Source organism: Empedobacter sp. R132-2 (genome assembly GCF_030324375.1).
GTDB lineage: Bacteria > Bacteroidota > Bacteroidia > Flavobacteriales > Weeksellaceae > Empedobacter > Empedobacter falsenii_B.
Genome location: NZ_JACAGG010000044.1, coordinates 1 through 16,536, shown reverse-complemented (window position 1 = coordinate 16,536; position 16,536 = coordinate 1). Strand labels below are relative to the sequence as shown.

At 32.0% G+C, this 16,536-nt stretch carries 18 protein-coding genes and 1 pseudogene; 12 read left to right on the top strand and 7 right to left on the bottom strand.

Annotation, left to right across the window (positions count from 1 at the left end):
• Positions 1–213: 213 nt before the first annotated feature.
• Positions 214–530 (bottom strand): annotated as a pseudogene (locus HXZ69_RS14070) (integrase core domain-containing protein); the annotation flags it as partial.
• A 289-nt stretch (positions 531–819) separates the two neighbouring features.
• Between HXZ69_RS14070 and HXZ69_RS14065 the strand changes: the two are divergent.
• Complete coding sequence (locus tag HXZ69_RS14065; RefSeq protein ID WP_125350706.1) at positions 820–1,695, top strand: AraC family transcriptional regulator; 876 nt, start codon at positions 820–822, stop codon at positions 1,693–1,695.
• 69 nt (positions 1,696–1,764) lie between these two features.
• Complete coding sequence (locus HXZ69_RS14060; RefSeq protein WP_125350705.1) at positions 1,765–2,916, top strand: iron-containing alcohol dehydrogenase; 1,152 nt, start codon at positions 1,765–1,767, stop codon at positions 2,914–2,916.
• A 389-nt stretch (positions 2,917–3,305) separates the two neighbouring features.
• On the opposite strand, the gene HXZ69_RS14055 is transcribed toward HXZ69_RS14060, so the two are convergent.
• From HXZ69_RS14055 to HXZ69_RS14045, 3 genes are read right to left on the bottom strand one after another with little or no spacing between them, the layout of a single operon-like run.
• Entirely contained in the window at positions 3,306–3,845 is a 540-nt protein-coding gene (locus HXZ69_RS14055; RefSeq protein ID WP_125350719.1) for a hypothetical protein, read from the bottom strand.
• A gap of 14 nt (positions 3,846–3,859) precedes the next feature.
• Positions 3,860–4,720, bottom strand: coding sequence for a relaxase/mobilization nuclease domain-containing protein (locus HXZ69_RS14050; protein WP_125350718.1), 861 nt, complete (start codon positions 4,718–4,720; stop codon positions 3,860–3,862).
• Positions 4,695–5,102 (bottom strand): plasmid mobilization protein, encoded by a 408-nt coding sequence (locus HXZ69_RS14045; protein WP_125350717.1) that lies wholly within the window; start codon positions 5,100–5,102, stop codon positions 4,695–4,697. Before HXZ69_RS14045 ends, HXZ69_RS14050 begins: the two co-directional genes overlap by 26 nt.
• Before the next feature lie 1,167 nt (positions 5,103–6,269).
• On the opposite strand from HXZ69_RS14045, the gene HXZ69_RS14040 reads away from it, so the two are divergent.
• From HXZ69_RS14040 to HXZ69_RS14030, 3 genes are all read left to right on the top strand, one after another.
• Positions 6,270–7,253, top strand: a complete 984-nt coding sequence (locus tag HXZ69_RS14040) for a replication initiation protein (protein WP_353655967.1) — start codon at positions 6,270–6,272, stop codon at positions 7,251–7,253.
• 77 nt (positions 7,254–7,330) lie between these two features.
• Positions 7,331–7,819, top strand: coding sequence for a helix-turn-helix transcriptional regulator (locus HXZ69_RS14035; RefSeq protein ID WP_125350715.1), 489 nt, complete (start codon positions 7,331–7,333; stop codon positions 7,817–7,819).
• Between the two features lie 3 nt (positions 7,820–7,822).
• Positions 7,823–8,467 carry a nucleotidyl transferase AbiEii/AbiGii toxin family protein gene (locus HXZ69_RS14030; RefSeq protein WP_125350714.1) on the top strand — a complete coding sequence of 215 codons (645 nt, stop codon included), beginning with the start codon at positions 7,823–7,825 and terminating at the stop codon, positions 8,465–8,467.
• 39 nt (positions 8,468–8,506) lie between these two features.
• Here HXZ69_RS14030 and HXZ69_RS14025 read toward each other — a convergent pair whose 3' ends face one another.
• Entirely contained in the window at positions 8,507–8,725 is a 219-nt protein-coding gene (locus HXZ69_RS14025) for a ribbon-helix-helix protein, CopG family (RefSeq protein ID WP_125350713.1), read from the bottom strand.
• On the bottom strand, positions 8,725–9,321 hold the full coding sequence (locus HXZ69_RS14020; RefSeq protein ID WP_125350712.1) for a nucleotide-binding protein: 597 nt from the start codon (positions 9,319–9,321) through the stop codon (positions 8,725–8,727). The genes HXZ69_RS14025 and HXZ69_RS14020 overlap by 1 nt, the downstream gene beginning before the upstream one ends.
• 142 nt (positions 9,322–9,463) lie before the next feature.
• Between HXZ69_RS14020 and HXZ69_RS14015 the strand changes: the two genes are divergently transcribed.
• The 3 genes from HXZ69_RS14015 to arr all read left to right on the top strand — a co-directional run bounded on the left by HXZ69_RS14015 (position 9,464) and on the right by arr (position 11,161).
• On the top strand, positions 9,464–9,667 hold the full coding sequence (locus tag HXZ69_RS14015; protein WP_125350711.1) for a hypothetical protein: 204 nt from the start codon (positions 9,464–9,466) through the stop codon (positions 9,665–9,667).
• A gap of 576 nt (positions 9,668–10,243) precedes the next feature.
• On the top strand, positions 10,244–10,705 hold the full coding sequence (locus HXZ69_RS14010; RefSeq protein WP_010257559.1) for a MarR family winged helix-turn-helix transcriptional regulator: 462 nt from the start codon (positions 10,244–10,246) through the stop codon (positions 10,703–10,705).
• 9 nt (positions 10,706–10,714) lie between these two features.
• Entirely contained in the window at positions 10,715–11,161 is a 447-nt protein-coding gene (gene arr, locus HXZ69_RS14005) for an NAD(+)--rifampin ADP-ribosyltransferase (RefSeq protein ID WP_010257556.1), read from the top strand.
• A 232-nt stretch (positions 11,162–11,393) separates the two neighbouring features.
• Here the strand turns inward: arr and ere(D) are convergent, their stop codons facing one another.
• Entirely contained in the window at positions 11,394–12,620 is a 1,227-nt protein-coding gene (gene ere(D) / locus HXZ69_RS14000) for an EreD family erythromycin esterase (RefSeq protein ID WP_017686219.1), read from the bottom strand.
• A 543-nt stretch (positions 12,621–13,163) separates the two neighbouring features.
• Here ere(D) and HXZ69_RS13995 point away from each other — a divergent pair.
• The 4 genes from HXZ69_RS13995 to merA are packed head-to-tail and all read left to right on the top strand — an operon-like array spanning position 13,164 to position 16,199.
• Positions 13,164–13,541, top strand: a complete 378-nt coding sequence (locus tag HXZ69_RS13995; RefSeq protein WP_027375684.1) for an ArsR/SmtB family transcription factor — start codon at positions 13,164–13,166, stop codon at positions 13,539–13,541.
• Positions 13,538–14,143, top strand: coding sequence for a mercuric transport protein MerTP (gene merTP / locus HXZ69_RS13990; protein WP_027375685.1), 606 nt, complete (start codon positions 13,538–13,540; stop codon positions 14,141–14,143). Before HXZ69_RS13995 ends, merTP begins: the two co-directional genes overlap by 4 nt.
• A 47-nt stretch (positions 14,144–14,190) precedes the next feature.
• The gene (locus HXZ69_RS13985; protein ID WP_027375686.1) at positions 14,191–14,550 is read left to right on the top strand and encodes a heavy-metal-associated domain-containing protein; all 360 of its coding nucleotides are present in this window, start codon (positions 14,191–14,193) and stop codon (positions 14,548–14,550) included.
• Positions 14,547–16,199 (top strand): mercury(II) reductase, encoded by a 1,653-nt coding sequence (gene merA / locus HXZ69_RS13980; RefSeq protein ID WP_286494568.1) that lies wholly within the window; start codon positions 14,547–14,549, stop codon positions 16,197–16,199. Before HXZ69_RS13985 ends, merA begins: the two co-directional genes overlap by 4 nt.
• Positions 16,200–16,536: the final 337 nt, after the last annotated feature.

The window sequence follows — 16,536 nt, the reverse complement described above, 5'->3', positions numbered from 1 at the left end:
TTGGACAAATCCTTAGAGAAAATTTATGTAAAGAATAAAAGACAGCGTACAACTTCGGTTCAGTAAAAGCTATAACAGCTTTTATGTAAAATAGAAATATAAATATAAGGCCTCCAATAAGGAGGCTTTTTTATGTTTTAGAATATCAATTATGTTTAGCAGATATTTTGATAGGAATGTCGTACTTCATAACCTCGTAGACATTAAATATAATTATTTTAGTTTAGATTTTAGTATTTCATAAGGTGTTTTTCCTTTAAATGTAACATGAGGTCTATTGAAATTATAAAATTTTTCCCATTCTTCTTTTTCAGATTTAAATCCATATCATCTGTGTAGTTTAAAAGTTGATAAAACTCTCTTTTATCTGTCAAATGAGATCGTTCAACTTTCCCATTCAACTGAGGTGTACCTACCTTTATAAATAGGTGTCTCATACCTAAATCTTGAACATGCCAATGAAATTTTGATTGAAATTCGTACCCGTACCCATTATCTTTTTGAATTGTATTAATTCTAAATGGAAATTTCCCTGTAAAGTTGCAATAAATATAAACTTCATGCACTTTCTGAATGAAATATCTTAAATTATTGTATTATAAAAAATGAGGTAACAAAATTCACATCAGTCCAAACGTAAACAAAATGTTGACAATGAATTATTATAAAACCAGTATTTTTGCAACTTGAAAATGCTTGATCGTTTTACACTTTCACTGATTAGAGGAATTATTCTTTGAGTAGTAATTCCTTAAAAAACCACTATAATTTTAGTGTTTAAGAAAATAAACGATTCAAAATAAAGAATTAAGAACGTACATGACAACGCTAAAAATAGAAGAATATCTTAACAAAAACGAAGATAGAAACTTGTCTTTTCGTGTGGTAGATATTCAAGAAAAGCTCCTTTTATCGTATCAAGAACCGCACAAGAAAAATCACTTTTTCATTCTTTTGGTACAATCTGGAGAAATGGAATTAATGATTGAAGACAAATCCCATCAATTGAAAGCAGGGAAAATTTCAGTGGTATTTCCTGGTCAGGTGCATTCTATAAAATCATTTAGTAATAACATTAGCGGTACAATCATCCTTTTTGAAGAAGTTTTATTTTGCTCTGATATCTTGAAAAATGAATTGAGCGCTTACAACGTAAATCTTTCGCATCAACTGAATTGTACGGTGTTAGCCAATAAAGAATATAAAGAAAGTCTTTTGACCATTCAGCGTGTAAAAGAGATTTACGAACAACCGAGTCAGATTAAAAAAGAACAAGCGCGTTTTTATATCAAAACTTTTTTGCTTGAATTAATCGAATCGGTGCATGGTCAGCATCCGATCATTGGTAAACCATCGAGCAACCAAAATCTATACATCGCTTTCAAAAAATTGTTGAACGAACATTTTAAAGAAGAAAGACATGTATCCTTCTACGCAGAAAAACTATTCGTAACACCAAAAAAATTGAATGCCGTAACCAAACAATATTGTCAAGAAACTACCATTGATGCCATTCATAATCGTTTACTTACTGAGATTAAACGCCAATTGATGTTTTTGGACATTTCCAACAAAGAGATTGCATTGGATTTAGGTTTCAACTCGCCCGCCGCGTTCAATAAGTTTGTAAAAGCCAAATTACACATGACGCCAACGCAGCTTCAAGAACAACTTGCGCAAAAGTATAATCATTAGTCGCAAATGGATAACAACTGAGGCTGTTTCGATGAATAATTTTGTCCCTGTAAAAAAAAGATATTCAAAATGGGCAAATTATTTATTGCAAATGAATTATTCCACGGAGCAGGAAGTTTAGAAGAATTAAAAAATATCAAAGGGAAAAAAGCGATTATCGTAACAGGTGGTAAATCTATGCGTGCAAACGGAACCTTGGATAAAGCAGTGGCTTATTTGCAAGAAGCAGGTTTAGAAACTACAATTTTTGATGGTGTTGAGGAAGATCCGTCTTCTGCAACTAGTTTTAAAGGTGCTGAAGTTATGCGTTCTTTCGAACCGGATTGGATTGTAGGTTTGGGTGGTTGTTCAGCGATTGATGCGGCAAAAATGATGTGGGTATTTTACGAGCATCCAGATGCAGATTTTGATGCGATGACGACTCCGTTTACAGTACCAACTTTACGCAACAAAGCTAAATTTATTGCGATTCCTTCAACAAGTGGAACGGGTACAGAAACAACAGGATTAGCTGTAATTACAGATAGAGAAAAAGGAGTTAAATATCCTATCGTTTCTTACGAATTAACGCCAGATATCGCAATTGTAGATGGTGAAATATGCGCTTCAATGCCGGCACATGTTACTTCAAACACAGGTCTTGATGCATTAACGCATTGTGTAGAAGCGTATGTTTCTAATATCGATAACAATTATGCAGATGTATTGTCAAAAGGTGGATTAGAAATCGTTTTCAAAAATTTACCAGAAGCGGTGAAAAATCCAAATAATATCGTAGCTCGTCAAAATATGCACGATGCGTCTTTCATGGCAGGATTGGCATTTAATAATGCCTGGTTAGGAATTGTTCACTCATTATCTCACCAAGTAGGTGCGTTGTATGGTATTCCTCACGGTGCTTCCAACGCGATCTTTTTACCAAACGTAATTCGTTATAACGCGAAAGTATCGCCACGTTTTCCGGATTTAGCAAAAATTATTGGTAAAGAAACGGCTGAAGATTTAGCACAAGCGATCGAAGCTTTACGTGCCGAAGTGAACAACATCAGTTCGATTAAAGAGTTTGGAATCTCGAAAGAAGATTGGGACAAAAACATCGATTATATTACGGCTAATGCTTTAGCAGATCCTTGTACAGGTTTCAATCCACGCAAACCAACGTTAGATGAGCTGAAAGCGATCTACAATGCTTGTTACGAAGGTGTTGTATTTGAAGGATAATTCAAAACAATTAATAAAACAAAAATAGTCAACTTCGATTGGCTATTTTTTTATGGATGAAATCGTATTTTTTAAGAAATCTATGTTTCTCAACTAAACAAAAAAACAACATTCATGTTTTTGTATCTACTAATTAAACTTCCAGTGTAAGAATGGAGAATCTGGTAAACTTGACCATATGAATCTAGAAAAACGACCACCTAAAAATTGGGTTGTTAAGACATATCAAAAAGTTAGCTTGGCTAAAAACAAAAATGGTACACAACAAAATTAAACAATTATTACTAAATAACTTACGTTACGCACTCTCCTTAAACGTTTAAATAGAAAAACAATTTGTTACACCAAAATACAGCAGTTTTATCCTTTATTTTTGGAGTTAAATCCCTTTATTTTTTTTCATTGAAGAATTTAATAAACTTTTCACTATCCTTTGGATTTTTCTTAATCCATTCATTCATAATATTGATATTTTTAACCGATAGATCAAAGTCTTTTTTCGGAACAATAGTATCCCCTTTTGAATAAATTTCATTGATTAAATTTTCTTTGACCTCCTTTTTAACGCGTAAATCTTGATTAAAAAAATAGACAAAAGTAGCTGTCAAAAGAAAGATGATTAAAATTAAATATGGAATTGTACGATCCTTTTTACGTATATTTTTCTCATACTGCTTTACTTCTTCAAATTGCTTTTTAGCAGAAGCATCCAATGAGATTTCAGGCAATTTATAATTCTTTAAATCATCTAAAACCTTTTTCTGTTCAGCTGTAATTAAATTACCATTCTCAATAAACTGCTTTTGAACCCCATAAAAAGCATAAATCTTTTCATCAATTTCTTTCGTTAACTGTTCTATTCTATTACCTTCAGCACTCAATGCAGCTAAAATTTCTCCTGGACTTTTTGGTCTATTATTCTCATTCATAAGTTTAATTCATTTTAAAATCTTCTTCCTAAATTTCTTTTTGGTTTTATTTCTTGCTCCTGTTGAAGCTTTGCTTTCTCTGCTTTCTGTTCTAAAAACACCTGTAAATTAACCGCTTTTAGTTTTTTAAAACTCTCATGTCCACGTGAAAGCTCACTAAATTTAACGCCATAATTTTTAGGTTTTTGCCTATTTTGTTTTCGTTTTTCATTCTCTAAAACTTCCGAAAATTGAAAAATTTTCAAGCCTTTTAATCGTTCATTTTGATCAAATTGAAGATTTAATCCATACCCTAATTCTTTTAAATTAGTCGATAAATCCTCAAAATTAAAACTCTCTTTAAGTCCATTCATCAACACATTTCCGTACAATTGAATTTGCTGATCACTTTTTTTCTTACTCTCTTCTAATACCGTTTCCCAACCTCTATCTTTTGCTAATTCATTGGCTACTGTACTGGTTTGAATACCTATAAATCGTTGATTTACTTTATTCTCTCCATTAAAATCAATACGATTTACAATTAAATGCAAATGAGAAGTATCTGTATCTTGATGTAAATAAGCAATATGCTGATTAACTACTAAATCCTTTTTACTTAAAAAATCATCCACTAACTTTTCCCAATCTTCCAACGTCCAATTAAGTGTATGTCCAGCTGAAGGAGATAAAACCACATTATAAAAAGGTTTAGCTACACGATGATTTTGATGAGCCACAGCCATAAGTTCATGATAAATAGCACGAGCATTCTCTCCTACAAGACCATTACGACTAATTTCTGTCGCAAAAGCTTTCTGCTCTGCCTTCTCTTCACGAGAAGCATAAGCAATAGCCTTTATACTTCCTTTAGTGGTTCTCCCTATTCCGATCATCTAAATAACGATTCATTTTTTCAATTACTTTCATAACTTCTAAATTCAAAAGAGGATCTTTGAACTTCATATAATTACTAATTCGACTAAAATGTGTTCGAAATTGCTGTAATTCTTTATTTGTTCCTGCTGATTGAATAGCAGGAACTACTCCTGATTTCAATAAAACATTTCGACAATATTGACTTTGATTCTGTCCAGAAGAGACTACTTTTTTCTGTAATAAAGCAAATTCTTCTTCTGATACACGAATGTAAATGGATTTCGATTTTTTATCTGACGCTTCCTTTTTAGGTCGTCCTCCAAGCTTTCCATATTGACTTCGATCAAATCGAAGTTCTTCTTTCTTTACAAAATCTTCCCAATTGATTTCTTCATCCATAATACAAGAAATAAAACTTAAAAAAAAACGACTTCATCTATAAAAATACCTTTAAAAATGAATTGAAACTTTGTTTCAAGAGAAGCATTTTAGAATAAAATGATCCATCGAAGATGGAAACTTTTGTGACCGATTAAGGGAACAAAACAAGAGAACCTGATTAGCACAAGAAAAGATAAAATCGGAATGAAATGGTAGATTTTAAGCTTTTTGTATTGCTAAAGGTACATCTTGCACAAAATATTAAGCTAAACTACTGCTTTCAAACTTATTCTCCATCATTTTTTCAGATCTAAAAAACTCCTTTTTATAAATTCAGTTAAGGCAAGATACAAAATATAATGAATAAGCACAAATATTGAATTAGTTATAAAGATAAAAATAACGCAAAAAATAAATCCATATTCTACTATATGCTTTTTCAATTTTGATAGATTTTTCCATCTAAAAAAATCTATTCATAATAAAGAATGAATTCAAAATCATTTGTTTCTGCAAGCTAAAACATCATGCCTAATGTACTTCTTAGCATAATAAATAGACTATCAGTAAATTTCCAACGAATTCTATATAAAAAACAAAACATCGCTTAAAACGCAAAAAAACGACCTCAAAAGAAGTCGTTCATCATCGTTTCGCTTCCAAATTTAACGATTATACATTAAATTGACTGACAAAATTACAGTTAAAAATCTAATAATCAAATGTTTAATAGATAAAATCTATTGAAGTTGAAAAAAATCGCGCCGCCCCCTGGTGCACATAAAAAAGTCACGTCAATTTGTTTTTGTTTTTCCACTCTAACGAAAACAGTACAATTCAAGCGAACTCCTAAAAGTCAATTTTTCAGAGAAAAATGAATCCTTAAAAACTAAAAACACTATGTTTTTGTATTAATTATAACATAACTTATATAACATAACTTATCGACTTTCGATAAAAAACGTATATATATCTATAATACAATACATTGCGAGCATTTAGAAATATCTAAATAGGAGTTTTTGAATACTTAACTAGGAGTTTTTGAATACTAATATGTATGTCAACTAGGAGTTTTTGAATACTAATTAGGAGTTTGTTTTTGTAACTCCTTTTTAATATATTTGTATTCATCAACTCCTAATTAAAACTATAATGAGTATAACCATAAAGAACAAAGAAGTTTTGCAATCTTATATTCTTACTACTGCTAAGTATGACTTCAGTGTTTATGAAAAAAGGATTTTATATCGAATTATAGAGCTTAATCAAAATTTGATTGAAGGTAAGAAACTGAGTGATCGATATCAAGTCAATTCTACTCTATTCAAATCTAAAGAATATGTAATGCCTATTTCTGCTTTTTTGACAACAGAGGATAGTAAAACAGATAAAAATCACTCAAGAATAAAAAAAGCCTTGAAAGGGTTGCAACAAAAAATTATTGAATACGAAGATGAAGATGTTTATAGAAGTGCTGGTATTGTTTTTAATGTAGAAATTAACAAAACTCGTACTGAGAATGTCACATTTTATGTGGCAGATTTCATTTATCAAGCTTTAATGGATTTTTCGAAAGGATATAGAAAATATGAATTAAAGGTAGCTATGCAATTTGAAAGCATTTATGCTATGAGATTTTATGAATTGTTTTCAGCTCAAAAAACACCAATAAATTATTCTATAGAAAAATTGAAAGAGATGTTTGGTATTACAGATAAGTATAAAGAAAATAAAGATTTTATAAAATATGTTATTGTCTCTGCAAAAAAAGAGCTTGATAAATGTTCTCCATATACTTTCCATTATGAGACAATAAAAACAGGACGTAAAATTACATCAATACATTTCGTTCCAATTTACCAACCACAATTTGAAGACGAAGATATCAAGAAACAAAACTTGAACAAAAAAATGTCAAATCGTTGGTTTATTCCAAAAAACATTGAAGATTACTTAACTCATAATTTTCAGTTTACTGAACGAGAACTTAATAATAATTTAAATTTATTTGAATCAGTTTATAAATACTTTTCAGAAGAAGAAACTTTAGATTTCTTAGCAGAAATTAGAGAGCCTTCTTCTTATGCAGACAATAGAAAAGGATTTATAATAGGTGCTTTAAAGAAAAAAGTAGAAAAAAAGTTTGAAGAAATTTATCTTAAATAATACATACGTATTTAAATAAATACATTTATACGTATATACAATTAACAAATTGTAAACATTTTTGCTTATATTTGTATATGATTTCAATTTCAGAAAAATATAAAGGAATTCATCCAGGTATTGTATTAGATCGTGAATTAAAAAAACGAGCTATAAAACAACGTCCTTTTGCATTAAGTATTGGGGAACATCCTCAAACGCTTAATGCTATCATAAAAGGAAAGAGAAGTTTACCTATTTCTCTAGCGTTGAAAATTGAAGATAAATTAAATATAAATGAAGGCGATCTTGTTTTACTTCAGACATATTTTGATATAAATAAAGAGAAAGAAAAATTACAAAAGAGCACACCAAATACTTCTTTAATAAGAAAAGTATTATTTTGGGATACAGATTTTGATAAGCTAAATTGGATTAAAAATTATAAAGTAATTATTAAACGGATTTTTGAACGAGGGAATAACGAAGAGAAAAGTGAAATAATTCGATTTTATGGTAATGAAAAAATTATTGAAGCTTTAAATTCTTCCTCGACTCTACCAATTAATCTACATTTAGAATCTTAATTTATGAGTGCTTTATTTTATAATACAGTCAATCCAATTCTTAAATCAAGTTTAGAAACTCTGATGGTTTCTGATATATTTAAAGGTTTTAGATTAGTTGGAGGAACTTCATTAAGTTTACAATTAGGTCATAGAATTTCAATTGATATTGATTTATTCTCAGATATTGAATATGGTTCGATTGATTTTGACACAATAGAAAATTTTCTTCTTTCAAAATTCAATTATCTTGATTTTAACTCTGACTTAATTCCTGCATTTGGAAAATCTTATACCATTGGAGATAATAAAGATAATTCTGTAAAACTTGATATATTTTATACTGATCCATTCATTACAAATGAAATTGTAATTGATAATATTAGATTAGCTTCAATTGATGAAATTATTGCAATGAAAATTGATGTAATTCAAAGAGGTGGACGAAAGAAAGATTTTTGGGATTTACATGAGTTACTAGACAAATACGATATTTCAGAAATGATTAAACTCCATGAGAAACGGTATCCATATAGCCATGATCCTAAATTAATTCATCACAATTTGACAAATTTTTCAATAGCTGATGATGATTTCGATCCAATTTGTTTAAGGGGGAAATATTGGGAATTTATAAAAGATGATTTCGAAGAATTAGTAAAAAAGTAAATACGTATAAATGTATATACATTTATACGTATTTACTTTTTATTTTCTTAAATACTGATTTAAAGCCTTCTCTATGATTTCTTTCATGTTAGAATCCTCTTCAATTGCTCTCTTTTTTAAATCTTTTAATAAATCTTTATTTAACCAAAGCATATAACTTTTCTCATTATCTCTCTTACTTTCCTTAACCTGAACTACTTTTTGTTTAGGTGGATTAGATTTTTGAATATTTTTTAATTTATCAAAAGCATTTTCCATTACAACATATTTAAAATTTCATTAGACAACTTTTCGATTTCATTTTTTGCTTGAGAATCATTAGTTCCCATAACTCCTCCATTTAAAAAAGAACTACCGTAAGAAATTCTATCGTGAATAGATGACAAAATTGGTAATTCGTATTTTTCTAATTGCTCAATAGCTTGTTCCTTAATTTTTACATTTGGTTTCAACATATTCAAAACAATAGCAGCTTTCAAATCTTTATTCCTTTTTTGGGCATTCTTGATTAATTCAATAGTTGTAGAAATTGCCATGATATCTGGAACTCCAACTTTTGTTGGAACTAAAACAAAATCAGATTCTTCAAATATTGGTTGAATTGTATCGATAATATAAGGAGGACTATCAATAAAAACTACATCGTATTCCGAGTCTCTAAGTTTCTTCATCGTCTTAAAATTGATGATATCAAAATCTTCAACTATAGACTGAAGATTCATAATAGTACCTTGAGGATCTACATCAGTTAAAGCTATTTTGACATCTTTACTGAACCTATAAGAAAGATTAAGAGCTAATGTACTCTTTCCTACACCTCCCTTTTGATGGGCTATTGTAATAATTTTACTCATAAATACGTATATACGTTTATATCTATATACAAATATATGTATTTATATTATATATTAAATAATTATTGTAATTTTAACTCATTAAAATAATAATTACGTCAGCGTAGGTTTCTTTTTAGAGTTTAATATTCAAAACGGAGAAATGGATCAAGAAAATTATAAAATAGTACAATCTATGATGGTTCATCGACCAGATCATCCACTTGTTAAAGCATTTATTGGTAAACTTTTACTAATTGAAGATGGCTACCAAGTCAATAAAAAAGGTTATATAGAAAAGCCCTGGTATGATTCTATTATCAAAAAACAGATTAAAAAATACAATGATAACCTGGTTATTTTTTAATTTATATACAATCATCTCTTCTATAAAAGTCGATTTACTATCATTATAGAAGAGATGATTTACTCTTTATTTTTGACCGTTTTGGATATGTTCATTGAACGTAAAAATGCGGTTTTCAGAGCATTTTCAAGCTCAGAATCATTTATCCAAAACGGCACTTACACAAAGTCAATTACTTAATCTAAATTATTTAGGTAGATAATAAGAATTATGTTAAGTAATGAAATAGATTAATAAAGTATCAATTGTAGAGTTTCGTGATCCATGATTGAGAATTTAAAAATTTTAAATAAAAACCTCGCTATTCATACAAATGTTATTTAGATAATATAGACTATCAAAGAATTTATTACTTTTAACAAAGTAATTACACGAAATACGGATATAGGGAATATTTCACGAAACTTTTCTATTATTTACTTCGTAAATTACTATGTTAGCGGGCATTGTAGAGCGACACCCATCCCTGACAGACAAACCAAAATCAACTATCCTTAAATTTTGAATCAAACATTTTAGGTAACTACCAAAAAAATATATTATCTTTGTTGTCAAGATAAATGGTTAACAAGATTTATGCCTGTCAAAGAAAAAATCATCAACTTAAGGAAATTGAGCCAACTTTATGCCTACACATCTATTCAAATGCACGAAAGCATTGGTAGAAAAATTGGACTGACTGGCACTGACCATAAATATTTAGGTTTCTTAATTCAAAAAGGTCAAATGACAGCAGGTGAACTTGCCCTACTTACAGGGTTAACAACAGGTTCGGTTACAGGGCTAATAGACCGGTTTGAAAACAAAAAACTCGTAAAAAGACAGCCCGACAAAACTGACAGGCGGAAAATAATCATAGTTCCCAATATTGATAGAATAACAAAGTTGGTTACACCATTTTATAGTAACTACCAAAACAAAACACACGACCTTTTTGTGTCATTCAATAGTGATGAATTAAACATTTTAGAAAAATACTTCCACAAAGCATTGGAGTTGATGAATAAAGAAATTGAAAAAGTAAACGAGAAACAATAAGAAATAACTATGAACACAACCAAAATAGAAGATAAAGCCGTACTTCATATTCCTACACCGTTTGCTCAAACCTATTTTCACGGAACAAAGGCTGACTTGAAAATTGGCGATTTCATTCAAGTAGGTTTCAACAGTAATTATGAAGAAAACAGAATATTAAAGCATATTTATGTTTCGGCTACACTGAATACTGCAATATTAGGAGCAGAACTTGCTTTGGGCAACGGACGTGAAAGGATTTATTTAGTAGAAGCAACAGGCGACATAGAAGATGACCCCAACGTAACGGACAAAAAATTTCCTGGTAATCCCACAAAATCCTATCGTTCGAAACATCCTTTTAAAGTTGTTGGAGAAGTAACCGGTTGGCACGGACATACCCTTGAAGAGATTAAAGCTATGAAAGATGGACTGGAAAAACTTAGAGAACAAGGGAAGAATGTTATTATAGACTAATGAATAAACAATTATTATTTGACATAGAACAACGACCCGCTAACATGGTATTTGCAATAGCACGACTGACGGAAGTAATTGAACATTTGTACTACTATCAACTTTTGTGCATATTTTCGGCTGACGGTTTTCAAATGCCGTGCCATCGCAAATACCCAAACCGTTATGTGAAAGAATAAAACGGCACCTCCAAAAAAGAAAGTACCGTTTCGAAATCAAATTTACATTATTCTCAATCCACTATTTCTGAAACAGTTGATTTTTCTATTAGGAAAATCCCATCAAAAGAATCTACTATTTCAGTTTTTAGATGTATAGAATCAAAACGAATCTTACTACAATTTTTTAATTCCTTACTTTTATTGATTATTAAACAGCATTCTTTTCCTGATAATTCCTGCATAAAAAATTCAACAGAATCCGACTCTGGAGAATCAAGTGGAAATTTATCAACCCTAAAACCAAATTGATAATCATTATCAGGATACAATGCGGCAGTTTCTCCACGTAGATTAGTTATTGCAAATGCTTTGTATTTTTCTCCAAAAGTCATCGAAAGTCTTTGCCCCATTGGATAACAACTAATAAATCCGTCAAAATCGACCGGAGTTTTTTGAATGTGAGCATTGTGGGCAACTAAAATAATCTTTTTACCAAGTGAATTTTTCAAAAACCAATCAATACTTTCTGCCATATACTGGTCTTTTGCTCCCATATCTCCCTCAATTCCCTTTTCAGTAATGAAGCTTTCCATAGCATCAGCATTATAATTCATATAAATCAAGCCTTTAACTTGATGAAGTATCGATTGAAACTCTAAACTTTCCAGTTTTGGTTGAAGAGTGACCAAACGAATGTAAACTTTTAATAGCAATGCTTTTAATTCATTATGTTCTGCTTCGTCAAAAAGCGATAAATTTAACGCAAGCTGAGAAGTCGAATAGAAATCAAATTTTTCAGCAAGATTTAAAATCTTCTGTAAGACATCAGAAGAAACGATTGAAAGTCTTTGTAAATAATCAGACACAATGTGAAAGTTTGGAAAATAAGAACCTCCATTTTTAGGAATATCAACACCCAAAAAGGTAATTTGATTATTATTGTCTTGATTATACCGACGAAGCCATAGCAAAGTATCTTTAAACTCATTTGGATAATAAAAGTGTGACAGTAACTTATCCAAATCGTCGAATGGAATTTGTGATTTTATCCACTTATCAACTTCTAATCCTTCAGAAAAACCAAACTCAAATGCCAAGGTGTCAAAATCACATTCAGTTACTAAAAACTCAATAACTTGATGTCTGAATTTAAAAAACTCTTTTATAAAATGTGAGTTTTCGCCTAAACCAACAATTGTAGAAGAATCAAAATATTCTCGAAATTGAAAAAGACTTTGCTTTATAGATGTATTATTTTCCGAATTAAACGGAAAAGTTAAAGGTTTTATATTTTTCATTATTACCTTATTTTAAATTAAAAATTAACGTACTAAAAAGTAATCATCTCAAAAAAGACGATTTAATCATTTACTTTAATTTTTAATTACCAAGGCTTGCTGAAATACATAAAATGTGAATTATTTGAATACAAAGATACTAAAAATTCCTTCACATAACATCGCATTGGCAAAATGGCGGGTTAAGTTCAAAATTCAACTTTTGTGCTTTTTATTCCGCCGAATGTGTCCCACATTCAGCTTTTTTTTAATAATTTAGCTTCTGTGGAAACACATCGGCTACGTCACTGCTAAATTGAACTTTCGGTTCAATTTATCCGCCACTTCGCCAATGCGTTTCCCGTTGTGCGTCACCCTAAAAACCCACCGCACATTTAGCACATTTGGTTTTTCCGACACTCAAAGCCAACGCTAAAAAACCAAAAGAGCTAAATCACCCACCGCTGACAAAGAAGAATTGTTAAAAACTATAATTAAGCATTTGCTTAAATAAGAAAACTATTTGTATTTTTGCTGCGTTATTAAATCCTAAACAAGGAAATTATGGAAAACAATCAATCGTGTATCCGTGTGTTTGCCGACAAGGTTCAAATAGACAATTGTAGAGAAATACTTCAAACCAACGACAAGGCATTCAGTCAACTGAGTGGACTTTTAGCATTGGCAGGAAACGAAGTAAGGTTAAAAATCTTATTTCTCTTAGAAGAAGAAAACGAACTTTGTCCTTGCGACCTTTCAGACATTCTCGGAATGAGCATCCCTGCCGTTTCGCAACACCTCAGAAAACTAAAAGACGGAAACGTCATTGAAGGTAGAAGAGAAGGACAAACCATTTTCTACTCTTTGAAACAGGAGCAACTTACTTTACTTCGTCCATTTTTTAAACACATCATAAACAATTCAAAAAAGGAAACAGTATGAACAAGAAAAACAACAGACTTGTCGGAGCGGGTGTGCTTTCGGCAGTAGCAGCATCACTTTGCTGCATTACACCTGTATTGGCTCTTATTTCAGGAGCTTCAGGAGTGGCATCTACCTTTTCATGGATGGAACCAGCAAGACCTTATCTAATCGGTATCACCGTTTTGGTATTGGGCTTTGCTTGGTATCAGAAACTCAAACCACGAACAGCCGAAGAAATCCAATGTGATTGCGAAGAAGACGAAAAAAAACCCTTTATGCAGACCAAAACATTCTTGGGAATTGTAACCGTGTTTGCAGCCTTGATGCTCGCTTTTCCAAACTATGCACACATTTTCTATCCTTCAAACGACAACAAGGAAGTTGTAATCGTCAATGCTTCTGACATCCAAACGGTAACTTTTGATGTAAAAGGAATGACTTGCAATGGTTGTGCTTCACACGTAGAAAATGATGTGAACAAATTGCCAGGCATTGTTAAGGTAGATGCGATTTATGAAGAAGCGATTGCCAAAGTAGAATTTGACCAAACCAAAGTGAGTATCGCTCAAATTGAAGAAGCCATCAACGGTACAGGTTACAAAGTGGTTGGCAAGAAATAGTATTTTTTTGCCTTTTGTATTTAAGAACTTAATTAAATAATTACACAATGAAAAAGAATTTAATTCTATTGAGTGCTTTGTTCCTAATTGGAATTGCTCAGCTCAATGCACAATGTTGCAAACCGACTGACAATAAAGCACAAACAGCAAATACAACACAGCAAGAAGGTAAGACCCTGCAACTGAAAATCACGGGAATGACTTGTGCAGGTTGTTCCAACCATATTTCAAATGCCCTCAAAGAAGTGGACGGCATTATTGAACACAAAGTGGAATATCCGGGCGATTTGGCAACCATCCAATACGACCCAAAGAAAACAAATCCTGACGCTATCATCAAGGTTATTGAGCAGACAGGCTATAAAGCCGAAATCATTAAGGAAAATCAAAAAGAGAAATCATTATGAACAAAGAAATAATAAAACTAGACATCACAGGTATGACCTGCGACCATTGTGCCACAGGCATTGAAAAACTACTTTCCAAAAACGAAGGTGTAAAAGAAGCAAATGTGAGCTATCCAAAAGCTACTTGTGAATGTTCTTTTGACCCTACCAAAACAAGTAAAGAAGAAATCATCAATACCATTAACGGCACAAAAAACTATCGTGTAAAAAGTGAAATTTCTGAAAATGGAAATAGTAGGAATAATCAATTTGATTTAATCATTATCGGTGGCGGTTCGGCTGCATTTTCGGCAGCTATAAAAGCCGAAAGTTTAGGTTTAACGACCTTAATGGTAAACGGTGGTTTGGACTTTGGTGGTACTTGTGTCAACGTGGGTTGTGTGCCTTCTAAAAATCTTATTCGTGCAGGCGAGTCGGCTTATCACGCTACACATTCCAACTTTGAAGGCATCCGACCAAAAGGCGTTGATATTGATTTTGCTCAAATCATCAAAGACAAGAAAAAATTAGTAGCCACACTTCAAGAGAAAAAATATATGGATGTGGTAAGCGATTTTGAAAACCTGACTATGCTAAAAGGTTGGGCAAAATTCAAAGACAACAAAACCATTTTGGTTGACGGCAAGGAATACAAAGCCCTCAAATTTTTAATTGCTGCGGGAGCTACGACCAACATTCCGACTATTGAAGGATTGGACAAAATTGACTACTTGACCAACGTTTCCCTTTTCGACTTGGAAGAAAAACCCGAAAGCTTGACCATTATGGGAGCAGGTTACATAGGTTTGGAAATTGCAATGGCGTACAATCGTTTAGGCGTTAAAGTCCGAATCATTGAATTTACCGACCGTGTTCTACGGACACAAACCCCAGACATCAGTGAAGCATTGGAAACCCAAATGCGAAAAGAAGGCATTGAAATCTTACCTAATTTCAGAGCCGTGAAATTCGAGAAACAAGCGAATGAAACCATCATTCACTGTAAATGTCCTGACGGTTCATTTACGCAAATTATAGAAAAAGGTAAGGTAGTAATTGCCACAGGCACAAAAGCCAATACAAGCCAATTAGGGTTAGATAACATTGGTTTGGAACTCACCAAAAGCGGACATATCGCTGTGAATGAAAAAATGGAAACCAATCTACCTAACATTTACGCAGCAGGTGACGTAACCAACACCCCTGCATTTGTTTATACAGCCGCTTTTGAAGGTAAAATTGCCGTTGAAAATGCGTTCTCAGGAACAGATAATAAAGCCGATTATTCTTCTTTACCTTGGGTGGTGTTTACTGACCCACAAATTGCAGGGGCAGGTTTAGATGAAGCACAGGCAGAATCAAAAGGCATTCCGTTTGAAGTGTCAAAATTGGAATTGAAAGACGTACCGAGAGCCATAGCAGCCAACGACACAAGGGGTTTCATCAAACTCATTCGTAACTCGGAAACTGACAAACTTATAGGCGCAAGAGTAGTCGCACCCGAAGGTGGAGAACTCATCCAACAATTAAGTATGGCAATCAAATACAGAATAACAGTGAAAGACTTAGCAGACAGTTTCTACCCTTATTTGACTTTGGGAGAAGGTATAAAATTAGCAGCAATAACTTTCGGAAAAGACGTATCAAAATTAAGTTGCTGTGCCAGTTAATCCGCCCCAAAGGCACACACTCTTGCAAGTCGCACCAGCCAACGCTTGACCAAAACTTGCAAGAGAGAGTGCCTTCCCTACCCCAAAAAATCCTACCTTTGAAAATTGACTAAACCGACTGAAAATAAAGGGCGAACGCACAACATTGTGTATAAGCAATAGCGGGTGAAGTGGTAAAATCAAGGTCTGTGCTTTTAATAAGCTTTGTGCTAAACTGAAAGGTTTGTACTTTCAAATCCGCTACTGCTCATACACGAAACCGTTGTACGCAACCTTACTAAAACTAAATTATTAAATGAGTTCACTCGGTACAAATCTTATTCAAGTCATAAAAGAT

Coding starts and splice junctions, on each gene's coding strand:
- HXZ69_RS14065 (WP_125350706.1), top strand. CDS start 820: ATGACAACGCTAAAAATAGAAGAATATCTTAACAAAAACGAAGATAGA.
- HXZ69_RS14060 (WP_125350705.1), top strand. CDS start 1,765: ATGGGCAAATTATTTATTGCAAATGAATTATTCCACGGAGCAGGAAGT.
- HXZ69_RS14055 (WP_125350719.1), bottom strand. CDS start 3,845: ATGAATGAGAATAATAGACCAAAAAGTCCAGGAGAAATTTTAGCTGCA.
- HXZ69_RS14050 (WP_125350718.1), bottom strand. CDS start 4,720: ATGATCGGAATAGGGAGAACCACTAAAGGAAGTATAAAGGCTATTGCT.
- HXZ69_RS14045 (WP_125350717.1), bottom strand. CDS start 5,102: ATGGATGAAGAAATCAATTGGGAAGATTTTGTAAAGAAAGAAGAACTT.
- HXZ69_RS14035 (WP_125350715.1), top strand. CDS start 7,331: ATGATTTCAATTTCAGAAAAATATAAAGGAATTCATCCAGGTATTGTA.
- HXZ69_RS14030 (WP_125350714.1), top strand. CDS start 7,823: ATGAGTGCTTTATTTTATAATACAGTCAATCCAATTCTTAAATCAAGT.
- HXZ69_RS14025 (WP_125350713.1), bottom strand. CDS start 8,725: ATGGAAAATGCTTTTGATAAATTAAAAAATATTCAAAAATCTAATCCA.
- HXZ69_RS14020 (WP_125350712.1), bottom strand. CDS start 9,321: ATGAGTAAAATTATTACAATAGCCCATCAAAAGGGAGGTGTAGGAAAG.
- HXZ69_RS14015 (WP_125350711.1), top strand. CDS start 9,464: ATGGATCAAGAAAATTATAAAATAGTACAATCTATGATGGTTCATCGA.
- HXZ69_RS14010 (WP_010257559.1), top strand. CDS start 10,244: ATGCCTGTCAAAGAAAAAATCATCAACTTAAGGAAATTGAGCCAACTT.
- arr (WP_010257556.1), top strand. CDS start 10,715: ATGAACACAACCAAAATAGAAGATAAAGCCGTACTTCATATTCCTACA.
- HXZ69_RS13995 (WP_027375684.1), top strand. CDS start 13,164: ATGGAAAACAATCAATCGTGTATCCGTGTGTTTGCCGACAAGGTTCAA.
- merTP (WP_027375685.1), top strand. CDS start 13,538: ATGAACAAGAAAAACAACAGACTTGTCGGAGCGGGTGTGCTTTCGGCA.
- HXZ69_RS13985 (WP_027375686.1), top strand. CDS start 14,191: ATGAAAAAGAATTTAATTCTATTGAGTGCTTTGTTCCTAATTGGAATT.
- merA (WP_286494568.1), top strand. CDS start 14,547: ATGAACAAAGAAATAATAAAACTAGACATCACAGGTATGACCTGCGAC.